This window comes from Mesorhizobium sp. M1328 (assembly GCF_040318075.1).
Taxonomy (GTDB): Bacteria; Pseudomonadota; Alphaproteobacteria; order Rhizobiales; family Rhizobiaceae; genus Mesorhizobium.
In genome coordinates this window covers 173,721-185,500 of record NZ_JAMYLO010000010.1, presented here as the reverse complement: position 1 = coordinate 185,500, position 11,780 = coordinate 173,721, and the positions used below count along the sequence as shown (strand labels likewise).

Genomic DNA, 11,780 nt, shown 5'->3' with positions numbered 1-11,780 from the left:
AGTCGCTCCTTGCACGAGGCGATCGTTACGCGCGCAGGAGCATCCGGCCTTTTCCAGCTTCCGTAAAGGCGGCCGCAGCACCCACATTCCGTTTAATGCACGGATGTCCATGAGACGCGGGGGCATGGCGGTATTAGACTTGGGGCCGTGAGTTCGCCTGTCCAGATAGGGAACAAGTGCTATACGAAGCGCTGACAGTTCCTTTGTCCGGCAGGAGTAGCCCATGACAGCAGCGTCCAACTCACTTGACGAAACCGACTCCGAAGCATTGCGAGCGGCGCGGATCATCGAAAACGTGGTCGGTAACGCATGGGCGACCGACGCCGCCGGCAAATTCACCTACGTGACTCCGGCGGCGCTTTCGCTTCTTGGCATGACGTTGGAGGAACTCAATTCGCCTTCGGAAGAGGGCCGTTCTGGTTGGAAGCGGATAATCCATCCAGACGATTATGACGGCGCCGTCGCCACATGGCGTCGCTGTCTGCAATCAGGTGAGCATTACAATGTCGAGCACCGCATTTTGCGCCCGAGTGGTGCTTACGGTTGGGGGCGAAGTTCGGGACAGCCATTGCGCGACAGCCAAGGTCGTATCCATGCATGGTACGGTGCAGTGATCGACGGCGATGTTCCGTCCGTCGTCAGTAAGCGATTCGCGGATGTCGCCAATGCTGCGCTTGAGGAAAAAGCCGCGCCCGACGTACCGCATTCGCTGAAGGTTATTCATCCGGACGACCGGGCTGCGGCGGCTCATGCGGCCGCGCGCGCCTTCTGGACGGGCGTCCCACAAGTCACAAGACATCGGCAACTCAAGGCCGACGGTAACTATCGTTGGACCGAAACCCGCTCAGAGCCGGGGTACAGTGTAAGTGTCGATATCGACGATCTGGTGACAGACAGGGAGCCTCGGCCAACTACGACAGCGTCAGACCCGTCGGGCGAAAACGAAGCCGAAGCAATCCGGTCGGCGAGGGTCGTCGAGACCATATTCGGCAACGGATGGGCATTCGATGCGGCCGGTAGGTGGATCTACCTGCACCCGTTTGCCCAGAATTCCCTCGGGGTGACGCTGGAGGATCTGAATGCTTCGTTGAAGGAGGGTCATACCGGCTGGAAGCGGTTGCTTCATCCGGATGACTATGACCAGATCGCCGCCGCATGGCGTCACTGCCTGGAGACCGGCGATCATTTTAATGTCGAGTTTCGCTTTCGGCGCGCGACCGGCATCTATGTCTGGGCTCGAACCGCGGCACGACCAGTGCGCGACAGTCAAAATCGTATCACGGGATGGTTTGGCATCGCGCTTGACATCGACGTTTACAAGAAAACCGTCGCGGCGTTGCGCTATCGGGAGCGTGAGCTCTCACAGCTCGTGGACATGGTTCCGAGCCACATCTGGCGGCTGGCTCCGGACGGCGAGCCGATTTTCTTCAACAAGCGCATGGTCGATTTCCTCGGCCTGAACGTAGCGGATGCGGACAAGCCGGGGATGAGTCGGCTGGAGGTGGTCATAGAGACAATCCATCCAGACGACGCAGCAGCGTTCCGAAACGCGCTCCACCATTGCCTCGCCACCGGCGAGCCCTTCTCTATGAGACATCGCCTGCGCCGCGCCGACGGCGTCTATCACTGGATGTCGAGCCGGGCGGACCCGATACGGGATCAGGACGGACGCATCGTCCAATGGTATGGCCTCTGTCTCGACATCGATGATGAGGTGCGCGCGCAAGAGGCGTTGCGCGATCGGGAGCGCGAGCTCTCGCAACTCGTGAACATGGTCCCGGTCCAGATCAGGCGTCTGACGCCGGACGGCGAGCCGACCTTCTTCAACAAGCGCTTGCTGGACTTTTTCGGTCTGGACGACGTAGCGGCTTTGGACAAGCCGGGCATGAGCCGGCTGGCTGCAGTCATAGGGACCCTCGTCCATCCCGATGATGCGGCTAACTTGCTGGAGACGGCCCGCCACTCCTTCGCCACCGGCGACCCCTTCTCCTTGAAGTATCGTATGCGTCGTGCGGACGGTGCGTATCGCTGGGTTGATGGTCGCGGGGAACCGCTGCGAGATCAAAGCGAAGCGATTGTGCAATGGTACGTAGTTTCCATCGACATCGACGATGAGATGCGCGCACAGGAAGCGCTGCGCGATCGGGAGCGGGAGCTCTCGCAACTCGTGGATATGGTTCCCAGCCTGCTCTGGCGGTTGAGCCCAGAGGGCGAGCCGACCTTCTTCAATAAGCGCCTGATAAATTTTCTCGGCATGGACATAGCAGACACAGACAAGCAGGGCATGAGCCGGCTGACAGCCGTCATAAAAGCCGCCGTCCATCCCGATGATGCGGACAGCCTTAGGGAAGCGCTCAACCATTCCCTCGTCACCGGCGAGCGCTTCTCCAAGAAGTATCGCCTGCGGCGTGCGGATGGCGTCTACCGCTGGGTGGAAGGCAGCGCGGAGCCACTGCGGGATGAGAGCGCACGCATCGTCCAGTGGTACGGCCTCTCACACGACGTCGATGATCAGCTGCGCGTCGAAGAGGCGCTGCGACGCAGCGAGCGGCAGCTTCAGCAGCTCATAGATACAGTGCCAATGCAGATCTGGTGCGTAACGCCAGGCGGCGAGCCAGCATACATTAACAAAACTATGGTGGACTATATCGGCCTGAAGCTGGAAGATTTTGATGCTCCAGGATTGCCGAGCGCCATTGAAACCATCGTCCATCCGGAGGACAGGGCCGTATTGCTGGGAGCTCTAACCCATTCCTTCAGCACGGGTGAACCGTTCGAGCTGAAGTTTCGTAACCGGCGATGGGACGGTGCATACCGCTGGACTGAGGGACGCGCGGATCCGCTCCGCGATGAGAGCGGTCGCACAATCCGGTGGTACGGCGCCAACGTCGACATCCACGATTTTGTAATTTCTCAGGAAGCGCTGCGAGAAAGGGAGCGCTCGCTCTGGCAACTCGTCGAAACCCTGCCCGTAATGATCGATTGCGCTGCGCCGGACGGCGAGCCGATGTATCGCAGCCAGCAGCTCCGCGAATTCCTCGGCTACGAACTTGAAGAATTGGATGATGCGGGAAAATCCCGGTTGGCCGGCACACTCGACGCCGGCGTTCATCCCGACGACGTCGCGGGAGTCAAGGAGCAGTACGCACATTCGTTGTCGACCGGCGAGCCATACTCGCGGAAGCACCGTCTACGGCGCTTCGATGGCGAATATCTCTGGGTCGACACGCGCGCGGCGCCGATGCGCAATGCCGAAGGCGCCATTGTGCAGTGGAATGTTATCTGCCTGGACATCGACGGTGAGGTTCGGGCGCAGGAGGAGCTGCGTCTGGCGCAAGAGCGACTTGCACGGGCGAGCCAGGCGGCAAGCCTCGCCGAGCTTTCGGCGTCTATCGCGCATGAGGTGAACCAGCCACTGGCAGCGATCGTGGCCAACTCACACGCCTGCTATCGTTGGCTGGCCGCCGATCCCCCGAACCTCGAGCGCGCGAAGATCACGGCCGAGCGCATCATCCGCGATGCTAACTCGGCGGCGGATGTCGTCAGCCGCATCCGCGCCTTGTTCAGGCCATCCCTTGAAATGAGAACCAGTATGCCGATCCCAAGTGTCATTGCCGAAGCGCGTGACCTCATGGCTGAGGAAGCCATGCGGCGTCGCGTTCGCATGGATGTCGACATCGAAAGCAACCTTCCGCTCGTCGTGTTCGATCGCGTCCAGATCCAGCAGGTTTTGGTCAATCTCATCCGCAACGGCGTGGACGCGATGGACGCCATTGCTGGCGACAAGGTTCTTGGGATACGCGTGCGCCGGATAGAGGACAAAATCCAGATCGATGTCAGCGACCGCGGCCCAGGAGTCGAACATCCTGACAAGATATTCGAGCCGTTCTTTACGACGAAAGGGAACGGAATGGGCATGGGGCTCGCGATCTCCCGTTCGATCATCGAGTCTCACGGCGGACGCCTTTGGGCGGAGAATAGCGTGCCGCGTGGGGCGACATTCATCTTCACCCTCCCGGCTGAAGCGAAAGCTGCGCAATAACTGGCGGCGCTCAGTAAGCGCTTGGTTTTTCGGCTCTCGGTGAAGGGGCGCCGCCGCCCCGTGCAATGCATGGATTTCCATGAGGTGCGGTTGGGGCGTGGCGGGATTAGGGTGGCGACGTGAGTCCGTCAGCCCAGTCCAGCTATCAAGAGCAAGTGCTACACGAAGCGCCGACAATCTCCAGAGTTTGTTTGTCCGTGAGGGGCACCCGATGACGACAGCGCCCAACTCACTTGGCGAGACCGATTCCAACGCAACGCGCGCGTTAACGCATGACTTGGACCGATCCGGACCGGGAAGTGGCCGACCTTTCGCGACGAATGAACCGGGCCTGATTCGCGGCAACATGAGCAGCGATCTTGAAAGAGGCAGGTTGTCGCGCGTCTGGTCGCACCGTCCCCAACTCTTGCATCTGGGGCTTTTTATTACGGCCTATGTCCTGGGCTGCGGATTCGCCCAGTCGCTCGCAATCATACCCGGAACAGGGATTTCCATTTGGCCTCCGAGCGGGCTGTTCATCGCTACACTTGTCTTCGCCTCCAGGTATAGCTGGCCGTGGTGGGTGCTGGGGGCCTGTCTGGCCGAACTGTTCAGCAACTTCTTGTGGTTCCACACTCCGCTGCCCGCGGCCTTCCTGATCTTTGCCGGCAACGCTCTTGAAGCGGTGGCCGGCGCATGGCTTGTGAACCAGACCTGCAAGCGCCCAGTTCGGCTGGAAACGTTGCGGGACGTTCTCGCATTCGTCGTACTGGCCGCTGGAATTGCGCCAGTTGCAAGCGCGACGGTGGGAAGTGCGGCGCTTGCGTGGTTTGGCATACAATCGCAAACCTTTGCGACGGCTTGGCCGCTGTGGTGGATCGGAGACGCGACGGGAGTCCTGATCGTAGCGCCACTGGCGCTGGTCGTGTTCCAGAACTGGCGCGGCAAGGCGCAGCTCTCGGCAGCGCGGTGGATGGAAGCTTGCGTCCTGGGGCTGATTTTTCTTGGTATCGCCGCCCTTTCCTTGAGCGGCTATCTGCCCTTCGCCTACATCATCATGCCGCCTCTTCTTTGGGCCGCAGTGCGCTTTGAGTTCAGAGGCGCCGCCGTAGCATTGGCCGTCCTCGCTCTGATCACGGCGGTATTCACGATATCCGGCGCCAGCCAATTTGCCGGCGATCCCGAGTCCCAGAAGCACAACCAGATCATGCTGCAGCTTTTTCTGGCCATCTCGGCATTTTCGGCGCTCGTCGTGGCCGCCATATCCCGGCAGCATCAGGCGGCGGTGCTCACCTTGCGTGAAAGCCTTGAGGCATTGGGCGACCGGGAGCGGGAGCTCTCGCAGCTTGTCGACATGGTTCCGAGCCACGTTTGGCGCCTGACGCCGGACGGCGAGCCGACCTTTTTCAACAAGCGAATGGTCGACTTTCTCCGCCTCGACGTAACGGATTTGGACAAACAGGGCATCAGCCGGCTGGCGGCGATGATAGCGTCCACCGTCCATCCGGACGACGCAGCAGCATTCGGCGATACGCTCAGTCACTGCCTTGCCACCGGTGAGCGCTTCTCCATGAGGTATCGCCTGCGCCGCGCCGATGGCGTCTATCACTGGATGTCGAGCCGGGCAGAGCCGATGCGCGATCACGCTGGCCTGATCGTCCAGTGGTACGGCCTCTGTCACGACATAGACGATCAGATGCAAGCCGAAGAGGCGCTGCGGCGGAGCGAATTGCAGCTTCAGCAGATGATCGACGCTGTGCCGGTCCGCATCTGGAGCGCGGTGCCGACCGGCGGGCCGGTCTACTTCAACAAGCGATACCAGGACCATTTCCGCTCCGTGATCGCCAATTTCGAAACGCTCGGAGAGCCGCGCATCGAGGAATTGCTGCAAGAACTGGTTCATCCCGAAGATGCTCCCGAGGTGCTGCGCACGTTGCTGACCTGTTTCGAAACAGGCGGCGGTTCCGCGATGCGGTTTCGCTGGCGCGAAACAGATGGCTATCGCTGGGCGGAGTGCAGGGTCGAGCCGCGGCGTGATGAGGACGGGGCGGTCGTGCAATGGTACGGGGTTTCCCTCGACATCGACGAAGAGGTGCGCGCCCAGGAAGCGCTGCGACAAGCCTCCGACAAACTCGCGCAAGCCACTCAGGCTGCAAGTCTCGCCGAGCTTTCCGCTTCGATCGCGCACGAGGTGAATCAGCCGCTGGCCGCGATCGTCGCCAATTCCCATGCATGCCACCGTTGGCTGTCCGCCGCCCCGCCGAACGTCGAACGCGCGAAGATCACGGCCGAGCGCATAATCCGGGACGCCAATTCGGCGGCGGACGTCGTCGGCCGCATCCGCGCGCTGTTCAAGCAATCCACAGAGACGAGGACCAATGCGACGCTCAGCAGTGTCATCGCAGAGGCACGCGACCTCGTGGCCGAGGAAGCGATGCGGCGGGGCGTTCGCATCAGTGTTGATGTCGGAAGCGACATTCCGCTAGTCGCGTTCGATCGCGTCCAAATCCAGCAGGTTCTGGTCAATCTCATCCGCAACGGCATGGAGGCGATGGACTCTGGTGCGGACGACGGAGCTATCAGCATCCGCGTGCGCCATATCGGGGATGTTGTCCAGACCGAAGTCAGCGATCGCGGCCGGGGCGTCGAGTTTCCCGACCGGATATTCGAACCGTTCTTTACCACGAAAGAGCAAGGGATGGGCATGGGACTGGCGATCTGCCGTTCGATCATCGAGTCGCATAGCGGGCGTTTATGGGTCGAGAAGAACGAACCACGTGGAGCGACGTTTATCTTCACGTTGCCGATTGAAGCGAAAGCAGCGTCATGATGACGGACGGCCAAATTGTCTTCATCGTAGATGACGATGAACGCATCCGGGAGGCGCTCAGTGAGCTGCTGGCTGCGCACGGCATGCGTGCCGTAGCGTTCGGATCGGCGGGCGATTATATCCGCGCTGACAAGCCGGACGTCCCCGCCTGCCTCATCCTCGATATCGAGCTGCCGGATATTAACGGCCTCGATCTGCAGCGGCAGATTGCCGAGGGCGATCATCCGCCGATCGTTTTCCTGACGGGACATGGCGATATCCCGTCCTCCGTGCGTGCGATCAAGCACGGCGCCGTAGATTTCCTGACTAAGCCCTTCAGTGATGCGGACCTCATGGCCGCAATCCATGCAGCGATCGCCCTGGATCGGGCACAGCGATCGGAGCGCGCCGAGCTGGGCGTGTTGAAGCAACGTTATCTCGAACTGACGCCGCGCGAACGTGAGGTGCTGCCGCTGGTGGTCAGCGGCCTGCTCAACAAGCAGGCGGCCGCTGAACTGGGGATCAGCGAAGTTACGCTGGAAATTCATAGAAGGAACGTCATGCAGAAGATGGTCGCGGCGTCGCTCGCCGACCTCGTGCGCATCGCCGAGCGATTGGGAATACCGATCACGCACTCGCGCCGGGCAGGGGGGAGCTGAGCGTGGGCAAGCGGAGGCCTGTCGTGGCGATTGTCGACGATGACCCAAGACTGCTCGAGTCGCTGGAGGACCTTCTGGAGTCCGCCGGCTATGTGGCCCGCAGCTTCTCATCGGCGAGGTCGTTGCTGGTCAGCGGCCTGTCTGGATTGGACATGCTTATCACCGACATCGGGATGCCCGGCATGGACGGCTTTGAACTTCGCGACTTGGTCAAGAAGGCGCGTCCGGATCTGCCTGTGTTCCTGATCACCGGCCGCCACGAGATAGTGGATCAGCACCGCGCCAAGGGCATTGGCAGGCTTTTCCGCAAGCCGTTCGATGGCCAGGCACTGCTTGCGGCGATCGGCGACGCTTTACGCAACCCAGAAACGGAGGCTAAACATGAGAGTTGACCAATTGCCCTTACGGAGATCGACGCCGTCATCACAGCAGCGGCGGGCTGAAGCCGAGCAGCCGCTGGTCATTATTGTCGATGATGATGCCTCTGTTCGGGAGGCGCTGTCTGAATTGATCCTGTCGGCGGGTTTTCTGCCGGTGTGCTTTACCTCGACCCGTGAATTGCTTGACGCCGACGTGTTGGAGAGCCCCGGCTGCTTGATCCTCGACGTGCGCATGCCAGGGACGAGCGGTCTCGATCTGCAGCACCATCTTGCGAAAAACGGCAACCCCAAACCCATCATCTTCCTGACCGGGCATGGCGACATCCCGATGACTGTCCAGGCGATGAAGGCCGGCGCCGTGGACTTTCTGACCAAACCGGTGCGGGATCAGACGCTGCTTGACGCCGTGATCGCGGGCATTGCGGTGGACGCCAAGCGGCGGGCGGATGCGGTGATCGTCAAGCGCAACATCGAGCGCGTCGAGACGCTGACGCCGCGCGAGCGCGAGGTTCTGCGAGAAGTGGCGCGCGGACGCCTCAACAAGCAGATCGCCTTCGACCTCGGCATCAGTGAAGTGACCGTCAAGCTTCACCGCGGCAATGTCATGCGCAAGATGGAAGCTGCTTCCATCGGTGAGCTAATCCGGGCGTGGGAAACGCTGCCCCCGCCGATGCGCGAGGCCGGCGCGGCCAAGACTTTCGAATAGGGCCGAACCATGCCTCCGTCCGATAGGATCGCCCGGCGGCGGGCGCTTCTTCGCTAAGAAAAGCTTGCCCAGGACGATCCGGACTCAGGAAAACCTTTATAGAGCTTAGAGCGATAACCGCCGCGTGTAATCTGATGTTGACGCTGCACAGCCAAGCTTCTGCCGCGCATCCCCCGCTAGCAGCGACGCATTGGGAAAGCTTTGGAGCGGCCGTATCTCCATCACGACGACTATCGCTAATGCTGTGCCTTCAGGCATCAGCGAAGCTTAGTATGCTGGCGGCAGGAACTCGATCAGGGCCTTGGTGACGGCGGCTGGCTGCTCCTCCGGAACCCAGTGACCTGAGCCCTCGACTACTACGGCGCGTACGTTTTCGGCGACGTGGCGGAGATGGTCTTCGTACATCGATCCCAAGCCACCTGAGCCGCTTATTCCGAGTACCGGCATCGTTAGCTTGTGTTTTGCAAAGGCCTTGTTCTGCTCTTCGTCACGGGGAAAAGCCCGGTAGTACTCGAAGCCTGCGCGCAATGCGCCAGGCTGGGCATAGGAACGCCCGTAGACTTCGTCGGCTTCGTTGTCGAACGCGCAAGCATTTACCCCCTCTGCATTGTGAAACCACTTTAAATACTCAAGCTCGCGACCGGCAATGAGCATTTCCGGTACGTCGCGTACGGAATGGAAGCGAAAATGCCAAGTGCGAGGGCCTTGGATCAATTCGTTCCATGGTTCGATGCCTGGCAGTGGGACGTCAAGGATGGCCAATGTGGCGACTTCCTCTGGGTGCTGCGCCGCATAGGAATAAACCACCATGCCACCCATATCGTGGCCGACAAGATTGACGACCGGACCAAGGTTCAACTGATTGACGAGTGCGTGAATATCCTCGGCAATCGACGCCTTTTCGTAGCCGGCCGCAGGCTTGGCAGTGTCCCCCAAACCGCGCAAATCGGGCGCAAGTACAGTGTAACCGCGCGCCACCAGTTGTGGCATTACAAAGCGCCACATGTATGAGGTCGTGCCCCAACCATGCAACAACACAACAGTTTTCGGGCCGCCTACCGCCAGCAAATAGTGGTAGACCACACCGTTAACGTCGGCCTTGCCGTCGACGATACGTGCCGACAGGTCAGTCGATTGTCCGAGCGGCACGTCTGAGCGCGAAGCGTTGGCAGAAGTCGATGGTCCAGCAGCAAGGACCGCAATGAGGAAACCAGAAAGAAAGCTAAGGCGCATTAAAGCACTCCGGGATTGTGAGGTCCAAAGGGATCCAAGAGCGGCAAATGCCGCTTAATGTCTATAAAACGAAAGCTAGCAGATCTTTGGCCCGATACTAACACGCAGTATACATAAGTATATACGCCTCTAACCGGCGGTGAGTTGATTCCTCAATATAAGGACCACATTGGCGAATCTTGTCGCGGTCCGTTCGGGCGGTGACTTGCTCGTGATCAGCCGCTTCTCGTTTTGAGAAGCGGATCCTCATACGGATTGATAGGTTCTGTTTGTAGCGGCCGCCGCACGAGCGGCGGGTCGCGCACGACACTAACGTCATGGCAATTTTAGCCCCACCTCGGCGACAGCTCCAGGACCTCGGCGTGCCTGCCCTGCACCTTGGCATCGTATGACAGATGCTTCCGTAGAATAGGTTCGCGGCCCGGATCGGTGCATCCTGTTCCTCGCAAGCCATCACGACCGTCGCGTTTCCACCGCTCCTCGCTCGCTCCTCCCCGAACGCGACCGCACAGGCCGACTCGACGGTCGTGATGGTGAGCAGGAGTTCACAGCACATGGATGGACATGATGAACAAAGACGGACTTTTCTCCGCCGGCGGATCTCGCCGCGATGTCTTGTTGGCCGGCCTGATCGCCACTGTCGCCGCCGGACTGCCCCGCGCTGCTTCGGCCGCGAGCCGAAAACAAAACCTTTCCTCTTCCCCCTCAATCAAAGGAACCAAGACGATGAGCACCATCACGACCAAGGACGGCACCGAAATCTACTACAAGGATTGGGGCAAGGGTCCTGTCGTCACGTTCTCGCATGGCTGGCCGCTGAATTCCGACGCCTGGGACAGCCAGATGCTCTTTCTTGCCCATAACGGCTTCCGCGTGGTTGCGCATGACCGGCGCGGCCATGGCCGATCGAGCCAGGCCACGTCCGGCAACGACATGAACGGCTATGCCGACGACCTTGCAGCCGTGATCGAGGCGCTGGATCTCCGGGACGCTACGTTGGTCGGCCATTCCACCGGAGGAGGCGAGGTTGCTCGCTATATCGGACGGCACGGGACGAAGCGGGTGGCCAAGGCTGTTCTTATCGCCGCTGTTCCGCCGATCATGGTGAAAACGCCGGCCAATCCGGAAGGTCTGCCGATCGAGGTATTCGACGGCATAAGGGCTGGCCTCGTCAAGGATCGTTCGCAGTATTACCGGGACCTCGCACCGTTGTTTTATGGCGCGAACAGGCCGGGCGCCAAGGTTTCCCAGGGGATTCTGGATCAGTTCTGGCTCTGGAGCATGCAGGCGGGTCTCGTCAATGCGTACGAAAGCGTCAAGGCGTTCTCCGAGACCGATTTCACCGAGGATCTCAAGAAGTTCGACGTACCAACCCTGGTCCTGCATGGCGAGGACGATCAGATCGTCCCCGTCAAGGACTCGGCAGTCAAGTCGGCCCGATTGATCAAAGGCGCAAAGGATATCTATTACCCCGGCGCGCCCCACGGGATCACGGCCACGCACCAGGATCAGGTCAATGCTGACCTGCTCGCCTTCATCAAAGGATAGCACGCCCTCAGTCACGACCGCATGTTGTCCGCAATTCCTTGGAGCCGCCGATGACCACCTTTGGCAATGTTTCGCGCGCCCTGAACCGCATTTCGGGTGGCGCGCCAGGTCAAACCTTGTGCGCTCGCATAGCCGAGCGGTGGCCTGAATGCTGGTTCTGCCGGCTCATGTCCCGGATTGTGGAACCGAACCACTGCGCCATCGAGTTGGAGCGCTGGCAAAGGCGCGAAACATATGCTGCGCCACGGCTGCCATTCGGGCAATTGCGCCTGTGCAGCACGGAGGCGATCACCGGCGTTCGACACTACGTCGCGCTGTCGGGGGTCGCCGCCGCGCGCTTGTTCTGCCTTGAAGGCCAAAGCGCTCTCCAAGACGTCAAACTGGCTAAGCGCCGGGAGTTTATCAATCGGTAGCCGTTTGCGAT

General features: G+C 60.5%; 8 protein-coding genes and 2 pseudogenes. 9 read left to right on the top strand and 1 reads right to left on the bottom strand.

The window, feature by feature from the left end; all coding sequences use genetic code 11:
- The first annotated feature begins 223 nt into the window (after window positions 1-223).
- The 7 genes and pseudogenes from NKH23_RS19280 to NKH23_RS19260 all read left to right on the top strand — a co-directional run bounded on the left by NKH23_RS19280 (window position 224) and on the right by NKH23_RS19260 (window position 8,575).
- Window positions 224-4,042 (top strand): PAS domain-containing protein, encoded by a 3,819-nt coding sequence (locus tag NKH23_RS19280; RefSeq protein ID WP_353035158.1) that lies wholly within the window; start codon window positions 224-226, stop codon window positions 4,040-4,042.
- A gap of 373 nt (window positions 4,043-4,415) precedes the next feature.
- Window positions 4,416-6,161: pseudogene (locus NKH23_RS19275) on the top strand (MASE1 domain-containing protein); the annotation flags it as partial.
- A 30-nt stretch (window positions 6,162-6,191) separates the two neighbouring features.
- Window positions 6,192-6,368 (top strand): annotated as a pseudogene (locus NKH23_RS34640) (histidine kinase dimerization/phospho-acceptor domain-containing protein); the annotation flags it as partial.
- Between the two features lie 87 nt (window positions 6,369-6,455).
- Complete coding sequence (locus tag NKH23_RS34635; protein ID WP_502912364.1) at window positions 6,456-6,851, top strand: sensor histidine kinase; 396 nt, start codon at window positions 6,456-6,458, stop codon at window positions 6,849-6,851.
- Window positions 6,848-7,489: a response regulator transcription factor gene (locus NKH23_RS19270; RefSeq protein ID WP_352716513.1), complete on the top strand. Its 642-nt coding sequence runs from the start codon at window positions 6,848-6,850 to the stop codon at window positions 7,487-7,489. The genes NKH23_RS34635 and NKH23_RS19270 overlap by 4 nt, the downstream gene beginning before the upstream one ends.
- A 2-nt stretch (window positions 7,490-7,491) precedes the next feature.
- Window positions 7,492-7,881, top strand: coding sequence for a response regulator (locus NKH23_RS19265; protein ID WP_352716514.1), 390 nt, complete (start codon window positions 7,492-7,494; stop codon window positions 7,879-7,881).
- On the top strand, window positions 7,871-8,575 hold the full coding sequence (locus NKH23_RS19260) for a response regulator transcription factor (RefSeq protein ID WP_352716516.1): 705 nt from the start codon (window positions 7,871-7,873) through the stop codon (window positions 8,573-8,575). The genes NKH23_RS19265 and NKH23_RS19260 overlap by 11 nt, the downstream gene beginning before the upstream one ends.
- 267 nt (window positions 8,576-8,842) lie before the next feature.
- On the opposite strand, the gene NKH23_RS19255 is transcribed toward NKH23_RS19260, so the two are convergent.
- Window positions 8,843-9,808 (bottom strand): alpha/beta fold hydrolase, encoded by a 966-nt coding sequence (locus NKH23_RS19255; RefSeq protein ID WP_352716518.1) that lies wholly within the window; start codon window positions 9,806-9,808, stop codon window positions 8,843-8,845.
- A 564-nt stretch (window positions 9,809-10,372) separates the two neighbouring features.
- Here NKH23_RS19255 and NKH23_RS19250 point away from each other — a divergent pair.
- A complete protein-coding gene (locus NKH23_RS19250) occupies window positions 10,373-11,356 on the top strand; it encodes an alpha/beta fold hydrolase (RefSeq protein WP_352716753.1) in 984 nt (327 codons plus the stop codon).
- 50 nt (window positions 11,357-11,406) lie between these two features.
- On the top strand, window positions 11,407-11,769 hold the full coding sequence (locus NKH23_RS19245; protein WP_352716520.1) for a hypothetical protein: 363 nt from the start codon (window positions 11,407-11,409) through the stop codon (window positions 11,767-11,769).
- Window positions 11,770-11,780 lie beyond the last annotated feature (11 nt).